Origin of the sequence: Streptomyces sp. MS191 (genome assembly GCF_008042125.1) — a bacterium.
Taxonomy (GTDB): domain Bacteria; phylum Actinomycetota; class Actinomycetes; order Streptomycetales; family Streptomycetaceae; genus Streptomyces.
The window spans coordinates 1,119,536-1,135,752 of sequence record NZ_RDBI01000040.1; the positions used below are offsets into that span (position 1 = coordinate 1,119,536).

Here is a 16,217-nt window from a genome sequence, read left to right on the forward strand (position 1 = left end):
CGCCTCCGCGTTCATGGTCGGGGACGAGAACCTCACCCTCGCCGGCGGACATGCCGGTCACCAGGTGCCGCTGGGCGACGAGGAACACGAGAGCCGCGGGGATGGCGATGAGCACGGAGGCCGCGGACATCGGGCCCCACTGGGCGCCGTACTGGTTGACGAACTTCTGCAGACCGCCGGCGAGGGTGAGGTTCTCGTCCCCGACCATGAACGCGGAGGCGTAGGCGACCTCGCCCCAGGCGGTGATGAAGGAGTAGAACGCGGTCACCGCGATGCCCGGCTTGGCCAGCGGCAGGATCAGCCGCCAGAAGGTGCCGAAGGGGGTGAGTCCGTCGACCTGTCCCGACTCGTCGATCTCGCGGGGGATGGTGTCGAAGAAGCCCTTCATCATCCAGGCGCAGAACGGCACGGCGATGGTCAGGTAGGTGATGACCAGGCCGGCGGGCTGGTTGAGCAGGCCCATCGACGCCATGATGTTGTAGATCGGCACGATCAGGACGGCGACCGGGAACATCTGGGTGATCAGCAGCGTCCACATCAGCCCGCGCTTGCCGGGGAACCGGAAGCGGCTGATGGCGTAGCCGGTCGTCGACGAGATGAACACGCCCAGGAGCGTGGTCAGGGCGGCGACGAGCAGCGAGTTGCCGAACCAGGTGAGGAACGGGGTGTCGTTCAGCAGGTTCGTGTAGTTCTCGAAGGTCGACTCCTTGAAGAAGTCGGTCGTGGTCGCGTACTTCGCGGGCTTGATGGAGGTCAGGAAGACCCACAGCACCGGGAAGACGGCGATCACGGAGGCCACGACGAGCGTGGTGTGCAGCCCGATCGAGGCGAGCGGCGAGCGGCGGCCGCGGCGCGGGCCGTGCGTGGCGGTGGTGTCTGCGGTGGTCACCAGACTTCTCCCTGCTTGCGGAGGACTCGCCGGTAGACCGCGGCGAAGACCATCAGGAGGACCAGGATCAGGACGCCCCAGGTGGAGGACTGGGCGAAGTCCCGCGGGCTGATCTCGAAGGAGAACTTGTACGCCTGGGTGACGAGGATCTGGGTGGCCTCGCCGGGCCCGCCCCGGGTGAGCAGGAAGATCACCGGGAACATGTTGAAGGTCCAGATGGTGCTGAGCAGGATCACGGTGGTGGACACCGAGCGGAGCCCGGGCATCGTGATGTGCCGGAAGCGCTGCCAGGCGCTCGCGCCGTCCATCTCGGCGGCCTCGTAGAGCTCACCGGGGATGGACTGCAGACCGCCGAGGAGGGCGACCATCATGAACGGCACGCCGAGCCAGACGTTGACGGCGATGACCGAGAACTTGGCCCAGGTGGGGTCGTTGAGCCACGGCACGGCGTCGATGCCGCCGCCGGCGAGCACCTGGTTGAGGATGCCGCGGCGCTCGTCGTAGAGGAAGCGCCAGGCGAAGACGGAGACGAAGCCGGGTACGGCCCAGGGCAGGATCAGCAGCATCCGGTAGAGGGAGCGGCCGGCGATCCGCCGGTTGAGGATGTTGGCGAGGGCCAGGCCGAGGGCGAAGGTCACCGAGACGCAGGACACCGTCCACAGCATCGTCCAGCCGAGCGTGCCGAGGAACTGGTTGCCGGAGAGCGCGTCGGCGTAGTTGTCCAGGCCCACGAACTCGTAGGTGGCCGGGATGTGGTTGACGCCGATGCTCCGCGCGACGTTGCGCTCGTTGGCGTCGGTGAGCGACAGGTAGACGCCGCGGATCAGCGGGTATCCGATGATCACGGCGATCACCACGGTCACCGGGGCGATCATCGCCCAGGCGTACCAGTGGGTGGAGAGAGAGCCCCGGGCCTTGCGCCGCGAGGTGCCAGTACCGCGGCTCCGGCCGCGGGCGACGTTGTCGCCCGCGGCCTTCGCCACCGACTGGCTGCTGGTGTCCACAGCCATCAGCCGGCCTGCCTTCCTTGTTACTTCCAGTCCTTCAGGAGCTTGCGGTAGGCGTCACCGGCCGCCTTGGCTCCCGACTCCGGGCTGGTCTGGCCGGTGAGGACCTTGGTGTACTCGGTCACCAGCGGGGCGAAGAGGCTGCCGGTCTCCGGGATCCAGGGGCGCTCGACGGCCTTGTCGACGACCGGCTTGAAGAAGCCGATCATGTCGTTGCCCGCGACCTTGGAGTTGCCGTAGACGGACTCACGCGTCGGGAGCAGGCTCAGCTCGGTCGCGATCTTGGCCTGGGTCTCGGCGGACGTCATGTACTCGGTGAAGGCGTACGAGGCGTCCAGGTTCTTGGAGCCCGCGTAGACGGCGAGGTTGTGACCGCCCTGCGGGGCGCCCTGGCCGGCCGAGCCGGCGGGCACCGGCGCGATGCCGAGGTTGGCCTTGTCGGCGAACTCCTTGCCCGCGAAGGTGTCGGAGACGGCCCACGGGCCGTTGATCATCATCGCGACCTTGCCGTCCTTGAAGGCGGCCTGCATGTTGTCCCAGCCGTTGGTCGCGTCGGTGATCGCGGCCTTGGAGTCCACGAGGTCCTTGACGGTCTTCATGGCCTTGACGCCGGCGGGGCTGTCGACGGTGATCTTCTTCTGCTTGGCGTCGACCAGGTCGCCGCCCTCGCCGTAGAGGAAGGAGAGGAACCAGTAGGCGTCGTCGCCGCGCAGGTAGAGACCGGTCTTGCCGGTCTTCTCCTTGATCTTGGCGGAGACGGTCTTGAGCTCGTCGATCGTCTTGGGGACCTCGACGCCGGCGTCCTTGAAGATCTTCTTGTTGTAGAAGATGCCCATGGAGTCGATGACCTGCGGCACGGCGTAGGTCTTGCCGTTGTACTTGGTCGACGCGGCGGCCTGCTTGAGGAAGTCCGAGTCGTCCTTCAGCGCCGGGGTGCCGTCGAGCGGGGCGAGGTAGCCCAGGTTCGCGAAGTCGGGGGTCCAGGCGACCTCGGAACGGATGACGTCGGGGGCGCCGGAGCCGGACTGGGCGGCGTTCTTGAACTTGTTCTGCGCCTCACCGAACGGCACGTTCACATACTTGACAGTGACCTTCGGGTACTTCTTCGTGAAGTCCTCGGCGACCTTCTTGAAGACCTTGTCCTCACTGCCGACCGTGGAGGTGTCCCACCACGTGACGGTGCCGGAGAGCTCGCCCGAGCCCTTCGAGCCGCCGTCGTTGTTGCCGCCGTCGCCACTCCCGCACGCCGCCAGGGTGACGCCCAGGGCCGCGACCAGCGCGGTGGCCGCTATGCCACGCCGCATGTGAACTCCTTCAACAAGATCCCGGTTGGACGAGGGGCGAAGACCTTCCTCATGCGACCGCTCCCTCGCGGCGCCCCGGGTTGCCAGGAACGTAACAGGGATGAAAACGAGCCGAAAGAGCTTGCGTGAAATTTCTGCAAGGACCGGGGATCGTTACATCCGCGTGTCCCGAAGGTGTCCATCGAGTCGCTTGACAGAGCGATTCGAGGGGGTCTTGCGGGACTCCGAAGGGCCTGCAAGCCTTTCCACAAGCACTTGCATGACCGTTTCATGGCGACTTGGAAGTCGTTGTCACCACGACACCTGTACGACGCCCACGCGAGAGGGACCCCGCGCATGGCTCACGAGCTCACCTCCCCGTCGTTGCCGCAGTCTGCAAGTCCTTGCGGCACCCGCCCGCAATGGTGGCGGGACGCGGTCATCTACCAGGTGTACGTCCGCTCGTTCTCGGACAGCGACGGGGACGGGATCGGCGACCTGCGCGGGGTGCGGGAGCGGCTGCCGCACCTGGCGCGCCTGGGCGCGGACGCSGTSTGGCTCASSCCGTTCTACGCCTCCCCRCAGGCCGACGSCGGCTACGACGTSGCCGACTACCGCGCGGTCGACCCGGTCTTCGGCGACCTGGCGGACGCGGACGACCTGGTGCGCGCGGCGCACGGGCTCGGCCTGAAGGTCATCGTGGACMTCGTSCCCAACCACACCTCGGAGCGGCATCCCTGGTTCGAGGCGGCGCGGGCCGGGGTGGGCCGGGACCGCTACGTCTTCCGSCCGGGCCGCGGGCCCGGCGGCGCCGAGCCGCCCAACGACTGGGAGTCCGTCTTCGGCGGGCCGGCGTGGACGCGGGTCGAGGACGGCTCCTGGTACCTGCACCTGTTCGCGCCCGAGCAGCCGGACCTGAACTGGGAGAACGCGGAGGTGCGGGCCGAGTTCGACTCCGTGCTGCGATTCTGGCTGGATCTGGGGGTGGACGGGTTCCGGATCGACGTCGCCCACGGCMTGGTCAAGGCGCCCGGCCTGCCCGACATCGGCCACGGGCAGCAGGCGAAGCTGATCGGGATCCAGCGGCTGCCGTTCTTCGACCAGGACGGGGTGCACGAGATCCACCGCGGCTGGCGGCGGCTGCTGGAGTCGTACGGCCCCGACCGGATCGGGGTCGCGGAGGCCTGGGCGCCGACGCCGGAGCGGCTGGCCCGCTACGTCCGCCCGGACGAGCTGCACCAGGCGTTCAACTTCCAGTTCCTCAACTGCGCCTGGGACGCGGCCGCGCTGCGCGCGGTCGCCGACGAGTCACTGCGCGCCACGGCCGAGGTGGGGGCGCCGACGACGTGGGTGCTCTCCAACCACGACGTCGTGCGGCATCCGACGCGCTACGGGGCGGGCGACCCGGTCGCGGGCCTGCGGCGGGCCCGCGCGGCGGCGCTGCTCATGCTGGCGCTGCCCGGCTCCGTGTACCTGTACCAGGGCGAGGAGCTGGGTCTGCCCGAGGTCGCCGACCTCCCCGACGGGCTCCGGCAGGACCCGGCGTTCCTGCGCGGCGACGGGCAGGACGGGCTGCGGGACGGCTGCCGGGTGCCCCTGCCGTGGACGTCCGAGGGCCCTTCGTACGGCTTCGGCCCGGCCGGTGCCTGGCTCCCGCAGCCCGCCGAGTGGGCCGGTCTGAGTGTGGCGGCGCAGACCGGGGACCCGGCCTCGACCCTGGAGCTCTACCGCGAGGCGCTCCGGCTGCGCCGCGAGCACCCGGCGCTGGGGGCGGGGGACGCGGTGGAGTGGCTGGACGCCCCCGAGGGGGTGCTGGTCTTCCGCCGCGGCGGTGGGGGCGGCGGCGTCCTGGTCGCCCTGAACACCACGGCCCACCCGGTGGACCTGCCGCTGCGGGGATCTCCGCTGCTCGGCAGCGATGCAGGACCGGCTCCGGGGTCCGCGCCGGCCGCGGCCGTACCGGGTACGTCCGGGGCCGTGCCCGTGCTCCCCTCACCGGCGCGGGAACCGTCGTCCGGCCCTGCCGCGGGACCGGGCGCGGAGAAGGTCCGGGTTCCGGCCGAGTCCTGCGTTTGGTGGGCAATCTGACGTGCGACCGGTACAGTCCAACCCCATGACCGCGCGGCTTGCCGACATCGCAACCCAGGCGGGGGTCAGTGAAGCCACAGTCAGCCGCGTGCTCAACGGCAAGCCCGGTGTGGCCTCGGCCACCCGCGAGTCCGTGCTTGCCGCACTCGACGTACTCGGATACGAGCGCCCGGTACGGCTGCGCCAGCGCAGCGCCGGGCTCGTCGGGCTGATAACCCCCGAACTGGACAATCCGATCTTCCCCGCGCTCGCGCAGGTCATCGGACAGGCTCTGACACGACAGGGGTACACCCCGGTCCTCGCCACACAGACCCCCGGCGGGTCCACCGAGGACGAACTCACCGACATGCTCGTCGAGCGCGGGGTCTCCGGCATCATCTTCGTCTCCGGTCTGCACGCCGACACGACGGCCGACATGACCCGCTACGACCAGCTGCGCGGCAAGGGCGTTCCGTACGTCCTGCTCAACGGCTTCTCGCCCAAGGTCCAGGCCCCCTTCGTCTCGCCCGACGACCGGGCCGCGATGCAGCTGGCGGTCACCCACCTCGCGGCCCTGGGGCACACGCGGATCGGCCTCGCGGTGGGGCCCAAGCGCTTCGTGCCCGTGCTGCGCAAGATCGAGGGTTTCCAGCTCGGCATGCGGGAACGGCTCGGGCTCGACCCGGAGCAGTCCGCGGAGCTGATCCAGCACTCGCTGTACACCCTGGAAGGCGGGCAGGCGGCGGCCGGCGCGCTGATCTCCCGGGGCTGCACGGCCGTGGTCTGCGCGAGCGACATGATGGCGCTCGGCGCCATCCGGGCCGCCCGCCAGCAGGGGCTCGACGTGCCGAGGGACGTCTCGGTGGTCGGTTTCGACGACTCCCCTCTCATAGCCTTCACCGATCCCCCGCTGACCACGATCCGCCAGCCCGTCCAGGCCATGGGTCAGGCCGCGGTCCGGGCCCTGCTGGAGGAGGTCGGGGGCACCCCGGCTCCGCACAGCGAGTTCGTGTTCATGCCCGAGCTGGTGGTTCGCGGTTCAACCGCTTCCGCCCCGACCCCGAGAAATCCCTGATCCCAGGCGCTCTCCGCATCCTTCGCGAGGCGGAGCGCGTGCATCCCGTACCCGACCGAGGGATGATCGGTCGGGGGGAACGGATCTGGCAGACTCTCTCCCTATGGGTGAATCGACCGTGAAGCGTTTGGAAGGCCAGGAGGCCGCCACCCCGTCACCCATCGCGGACGACGGCAGGTTCGCGCGGCTGCGCGCCCGTACGCCTCGACGACCGCGTATCTGGTTCGAGGTCCTGCTGATCGGCGTCAGTTACTGGACGTATTCGCTCATCCGCAACGCGGTACCGGAGCAGAAGGCCCAGGCGCTCGAGAACGCCGACTGGATCTGGCGCGTCGAGCAGTCGCTCGGCCTCGCCGTGGAGCATACGGTCAACCACACCGTGAACTCGGTGACATGGCTGATCGTGTCGATGAACTACTACTACGCCACCCTGCACTTCGTCATCACCATCGGTGTGCTGGTGTGGCTGTACCGATGGCAGCCGGGCCGTTACGCGGCGTCCCGCACGGTCCTGTTCGCCACCACGGGTGTGGCCCTCGTCGGTTACTACCTGTACCCGCTCGCGCCGCCCCGGTTGATGAACGGCCAGGACTTCGTCGACACGGTGCTGGTGCACCACACCTGGGGCTCGATGGCCTCGGGCAACCTCAAGCACATGTCGAACCAGTACGCGGCGATGCCGTCGATGCACATCGGCTGGTCGCTCTGGTGCGGTCTCATCATCTTCGCGCTGGCCTCCGCGCCGTGGGCGCGCATCCTCGGCCTGCTCTACCCGGCGGCGACCCTGGTCGTGATCGTGGCGACCGCCAACCACTTCTGGCTCGACGCGGTGGGCGGCATGATCTGCCTCGCCTTCGGCTTCGCCGTCTCGTACTTCTGGTACGGCTCGCTGCCGCAGGGTCTGCCCAAGCTGGTGGAGCCGGCGAGGCCGGTCGCCCGGGGCGGGCCGGCGGCTGCCGGCCGCGCCGCCGAGGCGACGGATCCCGCGGCGGCCCCGGACTCCGCGGCCGCCGGTGCCACCCGCCCGGCCGGACCGACCGGCCCCACGGGGCCCACGGGTCCCGCCGACTCCACGGGCCGGAAGGTCAGCTCCGGTAGGTGACGCGGCCGCCGGCCACCGTGAGCCGGACGGGCAGCCGCGCCGTCTCGTCGGCCGGAGCCTCGACCGGATCCCCGGCGAACGCCGTCAGATCCGCCCGCAGGCCCGGTGCGATCCGGCCCGCGACCGCCTCCTCCCCCGCCGCGAACGCCGCGTGGGTCGTCATGCCCTCCAAGGCCATCAGGCCGGTGAGCCCGGTCCGCTCCGAGGCCGCGCCGCGCGGGGCCCGTGCGATGGCCAGGACCTGGCGTGCGTCGTGGTGCGCGATGGGCCAGTCCGAGCCGAGCGCGAGATACGCCCCGGCGTCGCGCAGGTCACGGCAGCGCCAGGCGCGGGCGGCCCGTTCCGCACCCAGCCGCCGCGACCACTCGTCGCTCCGGTCGGCCCGCGTGTAGGCGGTGTGCGGGGGTTGCATCGAGGCGACGACGCCGAGCGCGGCGAACCGGCCGAGCTGCTCGTCGGGGACGGTCTCGATGTGCTCGATCCGGTGCCGGGGGCCGCCCGCGCCGAGGGATTCCACGGTGTCGAGGACATGCCGGACGGCGGCGTCGCCGATGGCGTGCGTGGCGGTGCCGGTGCCGGCCTCGTGGAAGTGGCGCACGGCGGCGGAGTAGGCGGCCGGGTCGGGCCAGAAGGCGTCGGTGCCCCGGCCGTGGCAGTCTGCGTGCTCCAGCCAGGCGGTGCCGCCCTCGACCGTGCCGTCCATGAAGAACTTCACTCCGCCGACCCGCCACATCCGGCCGGCCCGCCGCTGGAGCCGCACCAGCCCGTCGAGCGCGTCCCGGTCGGCGCCGGGCATGCACCAGGGGGCCAGGCGCAGCCGTAGCGGCAGGTCGCCGTCCTCCTCGATCCCGGCGAGCAGCCCCGGTACGTCGTGGCCGCCGAGGTCCATGACATGGGCCCCGGTGAGCCCGGTGGCGGCCATGGCGTCCAGCAGCCCGACGAGCCGGTCGCGCCGTTCCCCGTAGGGCAGGGCGGGCAGGACCGGGGTCATCAGGTCCATCGCCGCGTGCTCGATCAGATGGCCGGTGGGCCGGCCCGCGGCGTCGCAGACGATCTCGGAGCGCTCGGCGAAGGCACGCGGCCCGTCGATTCCGGCGGCCTCGAGCGCGGCGGCGGAGACGAGGACGGAGTGACCGTCGTGGAGCCGCAGGCAGGCCGGGGCGCCGCCGAGGACGTCCTCGATCAGGTCGTGGTGGACGGGGCGGCCGCCGAAGGCGTTGTGGTCGAGGCCGGCTCCGATGATCCAGCCGTCCCGGCGCTCGGCCGAGACGAGGACGGCCCGCAGCCCGTCGAGGTCGCGCACGGCGGAGAGATCGGTGCCCGTGAACATCTCCAGGCCCCAGACGGGGTGGCTGTGGGCGTCGGTCAGTCCGGGGGTGAGGGTGGCGCCGCCCAGGTCGACGGTCTCGGTGCCGGGGCCCCGCCAGCCGCGGGCGTCGGTGTCGTCGCCGACGGCGGCGATCAGTCCGTCGCGGACGGCGACAGCGGTGTGCCCGGTGAGCTCGGGCGTGCGGACGCGGGCGTTGACGAGGACGAGGTCGGGTGCGGACACGACGGGGCTTCTCCTTGGCGGGGTGCGGGCGCTTCGGGGTCGGCGGCGAAGCGGGCGTAGACCCAGGGGCGGGTGCGGCGCAGCCGGTGCGCGAGGAGCAGCCCGAGGAGGAAGACGGCGGGGACGAGGGTGACGAGGACGGTGTTGACCAGCGGGGAGGCGCCGGTGAACAGCGCGACCTTGGAGGCGACCAGGCAGATCGCGACGGCGAGCAGCACCGTGGCGATGACCGGGGCGACGAGCGTGCGCAGGGCGCCCTCGTCGTGCGGCACGCGCCGGAAGTGGACCACCACGGCGATCGCGGCGAGCAGCATGAGCGCCATCAGGCCCATCATGCCGGGCGTGTTCACCCAGAGGAGCAGCTGTGTGTACGGGTCGGCGCCGGCCGCCGCGAAGCCGAGGACGATCGTCGCGCCGAGCACGGTCTGGAGGGCGCCCGCCACGTACGGGGAGCGGTGCCGGGGGTGGATCCGGCCGAGCGCGGCGGGGAGGACGCCCTCCTCGGCGAGGGCGAGGCCGTAGCGGTTGATGGCGTTGTGGAAGGCGAGGAGGGAGGCGATGACGCTGGTGACGATGAAGACGTGCATCAGGTCCGCCGCCCAGGCGCCGACGTAGACGGTGATGGCGGAGAAGAACAGCCCGCCGGTGTCGTCCGCCGCGGCCCGGACCACGGCGTCGTCGCCGAACGCCTGGATGACCGTCCAGACGACGAAGGCGTAGAAGACGCCGAGGAAGCCGACCGCGATGTAGGTGGCCCGCGGGATCGTCCGGTCGGGGTCGCGGGCCTCGCGGCGGTAGATCACGGTGGACTCGAAGCCGGTGAACGCGGAGAACGCGAAGGCGAGCACGGCGGCGGTGCCGGGGACGAGGACGTGGGCCGGGGCGAACGAGGCCAGGGAGAGGCCGTCGGCGCCGCCCTCGGCGAGGACGCCGACGGCCAGCAGGACCAGGATGCCGGTCTCGGCCAGGAGCAGGACGCCGAGGACCTTGGCGCCGAAGTCGATCGAGCGGAAGCCGCCGTACCAGACGAGCAGCAGGCCGGCGAGGGAGACGGGCAGCCAGGGGACGTCCGCGCCCCACAGGGCGTGCGCGGTGTCGGCGGTGGCGGTGCCGAGGAGTCCGTAGACACCGATCTCCATGCCGTTGTAGCCGAGCATGGCCAGCAGGGCGGCGGCGATGCCGACGGGTTTGCCGAGGCCGCGGCTGATGTACGCGTAGAAGGCGCCGCCGCTCCTGACGTGGCGGCTCATGGTGGTGAACCCGACGGCGAAGACCGCGAGGGTGATGCCGGCGAGCAGGTAGCCGGCGGGGGCGCCGATGCCGCCGAGGACGAGGGCGATCGGGGCGACGCCGGCCATCACGGTGAGCGGGGCGGCGGCGGAGACGACGAAGAACGAGATGTCGGCGGTGGTGAGGGTGCCGGTTCTCAGGCCAGGGGGTTCGTCCGGGGACTGGGTTGCGGGCATGGAAGGGGAGGCCCTTCTGCTACGGCGGGGCGGAGGGGGCAGAAACCTAAAGCCTTTCGGTTTGCGGCAATGTAGCCTCCGAGGCGACGTACGGGAAGACCTCTTCGAGAGAGCGGGAACATGGGACGGCCGCGGACACCCCTGATCGACCGGGCGCGCATCACCACCGAGGCACTCCGACTCGTAGACGCCCAGGGGGAGTTCAGCGTCCCTCAGATCGCCCGGGCACTCGGCGTGCAGACCGGTTCGCTGTACCACCACGTGGACGGCCGGAGCGGGGTCGTCGAGCTGATGCGGGAGCGGGTCGCGGACGCGATCGACGGCGACACCATCGATCTGGAGCCCTGGGACACGGCGATGGCGGCCTGGGCCCGCTCCTACCGCTCCGCCTTCGCCGCGCATCCGCGGGCCATCCCCCTGCTGATGACCTCGCCCGTGCGCGCCCCGAAGGTGCTCGCCCAGTACGAACGCGCCGTCGGCCGGCTGCTCGACGCCGGCTTCGGGACGGCCGACGTGATGACCGTGCTGGTCGCGCTGGAGAACCTGGTGCTCGGCTCGGCCCTCGACCTGGCCGCCCCCGAGACGATGTGGGAGCTGCCCGACGACACGACGACCCCGCGCCTGGCCCGGGCCCTGGCGGCGACGGGCCCGGACCGCGCGGACGCGGCCTTCGAGCTGGCGCTGGAGGCGTTCCTGGCGCACTGCCGTGCGCTGCTGGAGGCCACCGAGGAGGTCCTCCCCTGAGGGCCGACCGGGACGGCTCTCAGGCCGCCCCGTAGAACAGTTCCTCCATCACCGCCCGGGCCCGCCGGGTGATCCGGCGGTAGTCGTCGACCATCTCGCCGACGTGCCCGGGCTCGTAGCCCAGGTACCGTCCGACCGCGGCCAGTTCACGCCCGTCCGAGGGGAAGGTGTCGCCCGGCCGGCCGCGCACCAGCATCACCGCGTTGCGGACGCGGGTCGCCAGCACCCAGGCCTCGTCCAGGGTCTGCGCCTCCTCCGTGGGGATCAGCCCGGCGGCGTGGGCGGCGGCCAGCGCCTCGCGGGTGCGGGTGGTCCGCAGGCCGGGCTCGACCCAGCCGTGGCGCATCTGGAGGAGCTGGACGGTCCATTCCACGTCGCTGAGACCGCCGCGGCCGAGCTTCGCGTGCAGCGTGGGGTCGGCGCCGCGCGGCATGCGTTCGGTCTCCATCCGGGCCTTGAGGCGGCGGATCTCGCGGACCGCGTCCTCCCCCAGACCCTCGGCCGGATAGCGCAGCGGGTCGACCATCTCGATGAACCGCCGCCCCAGCTCCATGTCGCCGGCCAGCGGGTCGGCGCGCAGCAGGGCCTGGCTCTCCCAGACGAGCGCCCAGCGGTGGTAGTAGGCCTCGTACGACTTCAGCGTACGGACCAGCGGCCCGCTCTTGCCTTCCGGACGGAGGTCGGCGTCGATCAGCAACGGCGGGTCGGTGGTGGGGAGTTGGAGCAGGCGACGCATCTCCGTGACGATCCGGTTGGCGGCCCGGGCGGCCTCCTGCTCGTCGACGCCCTCGCGGGGCTCGTGCACGAACAGGACGTCGGCGTCGGAGCCGTAGCCCAGTTCGTGGCCGCCGAAGCGGCCCATGCCGATCACCGCGAACCGGGTCGGCAGCGTGTCGCCCCACTCGGCCCGCACGGCCGCGCGCAACGCCCCCGCGATCGCCGCCGCGTTGAGGTCGGTGACGGCCCGGCCGACCTGGTCGACCAGCGCGCCGGGGTCCGTCTCGCGGGCGCTCTCCTCGGTTCCGTAGGAGGCGATGAGATCGGCCGCGGCGGTACGGAACAGCTCCCGGCGCCGTACGCCGCGGGCCGCCGCGACCGCCTGCTCGGCCCCGTCGGCCCGGCCGACCGCCGCCAGGACCTCCTGTTCCAGGTGCTCACGCCCGCGCGGCCGGAGCCCCTCCGGGTCGCCCAGGATCGCGACCGCCTCGGGGGCCCGCAGCAGCAGGTCGGGGGCGAGCCGCCCGGCGGACAGGACGCGGGCGAGGTTCTCCGCCGCCGCCCCCTCGTCGCGCAGCAGCCGCAGGTACCAGGGGGTCTTGCCGAGCGCGTCGGAGACCCTGCGGAAGCCCAGCAGTCCGGCGTCCGGGTCGGCCGAGTCGGCGAACCAGCCGAGCAGCACGGGCAGCAGCGTCCGCTGGATCGCGGCCTTGCGGGTCACGCCCGAGGCGAGCGCCTCCAGATGGCGCAGCGCGGCGACGGGATCGGCGTAGCCGAGCGCCTCCAGGCGCTGACCGGCGGCCTTGGGGCTGAGCCGGGTCTCGCCGGGGGTGAGCTGGGCGACGGCGTCGAGCAGCGGCCGGTAGAAGATCTTCTCGTGCAGCCGCCGGACGACCGAGGCGTGCCGCCGCCACTCCTTGTTGAGCTCGGCGACCGGGTCCGTGCGCAGGCCGAGCGAGCGGCCGAGGCGGCGCAGATCCGTCTCGTCCTCCGGCACGAGATGGGTGCGGCGCAGCCGGTAGAGCTGGATGCGGTGTTCCATGGCCCGCAGGAAGCGGTACGCGTCGTCGAGCTGCGCCGCGTCGGCGCGGCCGACGTAGCCGCCGGCGGCGAGCGCCCCCAGCGCGTCGAGGGTGGTGCCGCTGTGCAGGGTGGCGTCGCCGCGGCCGTGCACCAACTGCAGGAGCTGGACGGCGAACTCGACGTCCCGCAGGCCGCCGGGCCCGAGCTTCAGTTCGCGTTCGACCTGTGCGGCGGGGATGTTGTCGACGACCCGCCGGCGCATCTTCTGCACGTCGGGGACGAAGTTCTCCCGCTCGGCGGCCTGCCAGACGAGGGGGGAGACGGCGTCGATGTAGTCGGCGCCCAGCTCCGGGTCCCCGGCCACCGCACGGGCCTTGAGCAGTGCCTGGAACTCCCAGGTCTTGGCCCAGCGCTGGTAGTAGGCGAGATGGGAGGAGAGGGTGCGGACGAGCGGGCCGTTGCGGCCCTCGGGGCGGAGGTTGGCGTCGACGGGCCAGATGGTGCCCTCGACGGTGGTCTCCGAGCAGATCCGCATCAGATGCGAGGCGAGGCGGGTCGCGGCCTGGATCGCCTTGCCCTCGTCGGCGCCCTCGACGGGCTCGCCGACGAAGATCACGTCGACGTCGGACACGTAGTTGAGCTCGTGGCCGCCGCACTTGCCCATCGCGATGACGGCGAGCCGGCACTGGGCCGCGTCGACCGGGGCGGCGGTGCGGGCGATGGCGAGGGCGGCCCGCAGGGTGGCGGTGGCGAGGTCGGCCAGTTCGGCGGCGGTCTGGGCGACGTCGATGGTGCCGCAGACGTCCCGGGCCGCTATCGCGAGGAGGCAGCGGCGGTAGGCGACCCGGAGGGTGACCGGGTCCGTCGCCTCGGCCAGTCCCTGCTCGAACTCGGCCACCCCGGGGTGCAGATCGGTCGCCTCGTAGGTGACGAGCGTCTGCCAGTCGTGCGGGTGGCGGGCGAGGTGGTCGCCGAGCGCCTCGGAGGTGCCGAGGACACCGAGCAGCCGGTCCCGGAAGGGCTTGGCCGCGAGCAGCGTGGCGGTGAGGGTCTGCCGCTCGTCGTCGTGCTGCGCCTCGACGAGCCGGACCAGGCCGCGCAGGGCCAGATCCGGGTCGGCCGTGGCGCCGAGCGCGTCGAGCAGGACGGGGTCGCCGCGCAGTGCGGCCAGCTCGGGCAGGTCGAGCAGCCGCTCGGCCCCGGACGGATCGGTGAACCCGTGTCGCAGCAGCCGTGAGAAGGTACTGCTCCTGCGTCCCGGCACCGTCATTCCGCCGTTCCCTCCGCCGTCGATGTCCCTCGATCGAGCCTATCCGGAGCGGGTGCCGGGGTCGCCCCGGGAGCGCGTGGCGTGGAGCCCGGGATCGGGGGTGCGGCGGACGGCGGTGGCGGCGTGCCTGCCCCCGAGGGTCGTGCTGCGGATCCTGCCCGGCTCGGCGTGCTCCGCAAGGCATGCCCGTGGGGCCCCGAACGGCGGCGATGAGTTTCGCGCCCGGGCACGGTCTGCGTCACTGAAGGCGTGACACCGCTCGACGAGAGGGGCACCCCGTGCCGATCGAGACCTCCCTGGACGCCCGCTACAGCGACCCGAAGGCCCACGCCGCGGACTGGCCGGCGGCCGTCGCCCGGCTCACCGCGGCCGAGGTGTTCTGGCTGACCACGGTCCGGCCGGACGGCCGCCCGCACGTCACCCCGCTCATCGCGGTCTGGTCGGAGGGCGCGCTGCACTTCTGCACCGGTCCCGACGAACGCAAGGCGCGCAACCTGGCGGTCCACCGCGAGGTCGTCCTCACCACCGGGACGAACGGTCTGACCGAGGGATTCGACCTGGTGATCGAAGGGGAAGCCGTCCGGGTGACGGACGAGGAGCGGCTCCGGGCGCTCGCGGACGCCTACGTCGGGAAGTACGGCCCGGACTGGCGTTTCGCCGTGCGCGACGGCGCGTTCGTGGGCGACGGTGGGACCGCCCTGGTGTTCGCGGTGGCGCCCCGTACGGCGTTCGGCTTCGCCAAGGGCGAGCCGTTCGGCCAGACCCGCTGGCGATTCCAAGGAGACTCTCGATGAACTGGACGCTCGAAGTCGTCCCCGTCCCCGTCACCGACATGGACCGGGCGAAGGAGTTCTACGGTGACCGGTGCGGTTTCAAGATCGACCTCGACGACGAGGTGGCGCCCGGGATGCGGATCATCCAGGTGACCCCGCCGGGCTCGCGCTGCTCGATCGCCATGCTGTCGGGCATGCCGGGCGCCCCGGGGACGCGGAGCATGGCGCCCGGCACCCTGCACGGTCTGCAGATCTGCGTCACGGACATCGAGGCGGCCCGCGCCGAACTCCTCGACCGGGGCGTGGACGTCTCCCCCATCCGTCACGTGGGCGCGACGGGCTGGGAGGACGGCAAGGGCGACACCTGGAACTCGTTCATGTCCTTCGAGGACCCCGACGGCAACGGCTGGGTGGTCCAGGAGGCGCCGTCGGAGCTGTCGGAGCGCTGATCCCGCGGCGAGGCCGGKGCGKCCGGGGGGCACGCACCGGCCGCGGGGAACGCGAGCCGGTAGTGGCGCAGTTGCTCGTCCTCGCGGACGAAGAGCATGCCCGCGGCCTCCATCACCCGCTGGGAGGCGACGTTCCCGAGGTCGGCGTCGCCCTTCACCCCGGCCGCMCCGGCCTCGCCGGCGACCCGGATCAGCTCCATCAGCGCCTCGCGGGCGTAGCCCTGACCGCGGACGGCCTCGGTCAGCCCGTAACCGACGGTCACGAAGCGCTCGTCGTCCGGCGGCCCGTGGAAACCGATCCCGCCGACCGCCTCCCCGTCCTCGCGCCGCCGTATCTCGTACGCCCCGAACACGCCGAGATCGCCGTGGTCCGCCCGCACGCGGAGGTAGCCGGAGGCCCCGGCCACGTCCCCGTCGGACGGGTAGCCGCGTCCCCAGCGGTCCCCGGCGCCCGGCGTCCCGTTGACGATCCGTTCGGCCTCGGCGGGGGTGAGGGGATGCAGCGTCAGCCGCTCGGTCCGTAGGGGCGCGTTGCCCTTGTCGGTCTTCACCGGGGCAGTGTCGGACAGCACCGGGCGGCGGTCAAAGACCTTTCCCGGCCACTCGGCGCCCCACGGCGTCCGCCGCACCGCCCCGTTCGGACGCGTGCCGGTTGCCCGCCCCTCGGCCGCCCGTCATGGCAGCCGGGGTCTGCCGCTCGTCGTCGTGCTGCGCCTCGACGAGCCGGACCAGGCCGCGCAGGGCCAGATCCGGGTCGGCCGTGGCGCCGAGCGCGTCGAGCAGGACGGGGTCGCCTGGAT

Annotated in this window: 12 protein-coding genes and 1 pseudogene; 6 read left to right on the forward strand and 7 right to left on the reverse strand. The window is 72.1% G+C overall.

The window, feature by feature from the left end; translation table 11 throughout:
* The 3 genes from EAO71_RS12100 to EAO71_RS12110 all read right to left on the reverse strand — a co-directional run.
* Positions 1-892, reverse strand: an 892-nt coding sequence (locus tag EAO71_RS12100) for a sugar ABC transporter permease (RefSeq protein ID WP_147979251.1), incomplete at its 3' end; no start/stop codon positions are given.
* Entirely contained in the window at positions 886-1,899 is a 1,014-nt protein-coding gene (locus EAO71_RS12105) for a carbohydrate ABC transporter permease (RefSeq protein WP_147977729.1), read from the reverse strand. The genes EAO71_RS12105 and EAO71_RS12100, both read right to left, overlap by 7 nt.
* A 20-nt stretch (positions 1,900-1,919) precedes the next feature.
* Complete coding sequence (locus tag EAO71_RS12110) at positions 1,920-3,200, reverse strand: extracellular solute-binding protein (RefSeq protein ID WP_147977730.1); 1,281 nt, start codon at positions 3,198-3,200, stop codon at positions 1,920-1,922.
* A gap of 336 nt (positions 3,201-3,536) precedes the next feature.
* On the opposite strand from EAO71_RS12110, the gene EAO71_RS12115 reads away from it, so the two are divergent.
* From EAO71_RS12115 to EAO71_RS12125, 3 genes are all read left to right on the forward strand, one after another.
* Entirely contained in the window at positions 3,537-5,267 is a 1,731-nt protein-coding gene (locus tag EAO71_RS12115) for a glycoside hydrolase family 13 protein (RefSeq protein WP_147977731.1), read from the forward strand.
* A 25-nt stretch (positions 5,268-5,292) separates the two neighbouring features.
* The gene (locus EAO71_RS12120; RefSeq protein WP_147977732.1) at positions 5,293-6,321 is read left to right on the forward strand and encodes a LacI family DNA-binding transcriptional regulator; all 1,029 of its coding nucleotides are present in this window, start codon (positions 5,293-5,295) and stop codon (positions 6,319-6,321) included.
* A 103-nt stretch (positions 6,322-6,424) separates the two neighbouring features.
* The gene (locus tag EAO71_RS12125) at positions 6,425-7,423 is read left to right on the forward strand and encodes a phosphatase PAP2 family protein (RefSeq protein WP_147977733.1); all 999 of its coding nucleotides are present in this window, start codon (positions 6,425-6,427) and stop codon (positions 7,421-7,423) included.
* Here EAO71_RS12125 and EAO71_RS12130 read toward each other — a convergent pair.
* Together EAO71_RS12130 and EAO71_RS12135 are read right to left on the reverse strand one after the other, a co-directional pair.
* Positions 7,407-8,975 carry an amidohydrolase gene (locus tag EAO71_RS12130; RefSeq protein WP_147977734.1) on the reverse strand — a complete coding sequence of 523 codons (1,569 nt, stop codon included), beginning with the start codon at positions 8,973-8,975 and terminating at the stop codon, positions 7,407-7,409. The two genes, EAO71_RS12125 and EAO71_RS12130, sit on opposite strands and share 17 nt — an antisense overlap.
* Positions 8,885-10,441 carry an APC family permease gene (locus EAO71_RS12135; protein ID WP_147977735.1) on the reverse strand — a complete coding sequence of 519 codons (1,557 nt, stop codon included), beginning with the start codon at positions 10,439-10,441 and terminating at the stop codon, positions 8,885-8,887. The genes EAO71_RS12130 and EAO71_RS12135 overlap by 91 nt, the downstream gene beginning before the upstream one ends.
* 120 nt (positions 10,442-10,561) lie before the next feature.
* Here EAO71_RS12135 and EAO71_RS12140 point away from each other — a divergent pair, with 120 nt between their 5' ends.
* Positions 10,562-11,185 carry a TetR/AcrR family transcriptional regulator gene (locus EAO71_RS12140; protein ID WP_147977736.1) on the forward strand — a complete coding sequence of 208 codons (624 nt, stop codon included), beginning with the start codon at positions 10,562-10,564 and terminating at the stop codon, positions 11,183-11,185.
* A 19-nt stretch (positions 11,186-11,204) separates the two neighbouring features.
* Here EAO71_RS12140 and EAO71_RS12145 read toward each other — a convergent pair whose 3' ends face one another.
* Positions 11,205-14,195 (reverse strand): bifunctional [glutamine synthetase] adenylyltransferase/[glutamine synthetase]-adenylyl-L-tyrosine phosphorylase, encoded by a 2,991-nt coding sequence (locus tag EAO71_RS12145; protein WP_147977737.1) that lies wholly within the window; start codon positions 14,193-14,195, stop codon positions 11,205-11,207.
* A gap of 278 nt (positions 14,196-14,473) precedes the next feature.
* On the opposite strand from EAO71_RS12145, the gene EAO71_RS12150 reads away from it, so the two are divergent.
* Both EAO71_RS12150 and EAO71_RS12155 read left to right on the forward strand, forming a co-directional pair.
* A complete protein-coding gene (locus EAO71_RS12150) occupies positions 14,474-14,989 on the forward strand; it encodes a pyridoxamine 5'-phosphate oxidase family protein (protein ID WP_147977738.1) in 516 nt (171 codons plus the stop codon).
* Positions 14,986-15,417 (forward strand): VOC family protein, encoded by a 432-nt coding sequence (locus EAO71_RS12155; protein WP_147977739.1) that lies wholly within the window; start codon positions 14,986-14,988, stop codon positions 15,415-15,417. The genes EAO71_RS12150 and EAO71_RS12155 overlap by 4 nt, the downstream gene beginning before the upstream one ends.
* Before the next feature lie 107 nt (positions 15,418-15,524).
* Here the strand turns inward: EAO71_RS12155 and EAO71_RS12160 are convergent.
* Positions 15,525-16,046, reverse strand: a pseudogene (locus EAO71_RS12160) (GNAT family N-acetyltransferase); the annotation flags it as partial.
* Positions 16,047-16,217: the final 171 nt, after the last annotated feature.

Excerpts from the sequence above, each read along its gene's own strand:
- EAO71_RS12145 (WP_147977737.1), bottom strand. The coding sequence starts at position 14,195 with ATGACGGTGCCGGGACGCAGGAGCAGTACCTTCTCACGGCTGCTGCGA.
- EAO71_RS12140 (WP_147977736.1), top strand. The coding sequence starts at position 10,562 with ATGGGACGGCCGCGGACACCCCTGATCGACCGGGCGCGCATCACCACC.
- EAO71_RS12120 (WP_147977732.1), top strand. The coding sequence starts at position 5,293 with ATGACCGCGCGGCTTGCCGACATCGCAACCCAGGCGGGGGTCAGTGAA.
- EAO71_RS12135 (WP_147977735.1), bottom strand. The coding sequence starts at position 10,441 with ATGCCCGCAACCCAGTCCCCGGACGAACCCCCTGGCCTGAGAACCGGC.
- EAO71_RS12155 (WP_147977739.1), top strand. The coding sequence starts at position 14,986 with ATGAACTGGACGCTCGAAGTCGTCCCCGTCCCCGTCACCGACATGGAC.
- EAO71_RS12110 (WP_147977730.1), bottom strand. The coding sequence starts at position 3,200 with ATGCGGCGTGGCATAGCGGCCACCGCGCTGGTCGCGGCCCTGGGCGTC.
- EAO71_RS12105 (WP_147977729.1), bottom strand. The coding sequence starts at position 1,899 with ATGGCTGTGGACACCAGCAGCCAGTCGGTGGCGAAGGCCGCGGGCGAC.
- EAO71_RS12125 (WP_147977733.1), top strand. The coding sequence starts at position 6,425 with ATGGGTGAATCGACCGTGAAGCGTTTGGAAGGCCAGGAGGCCGCCACC.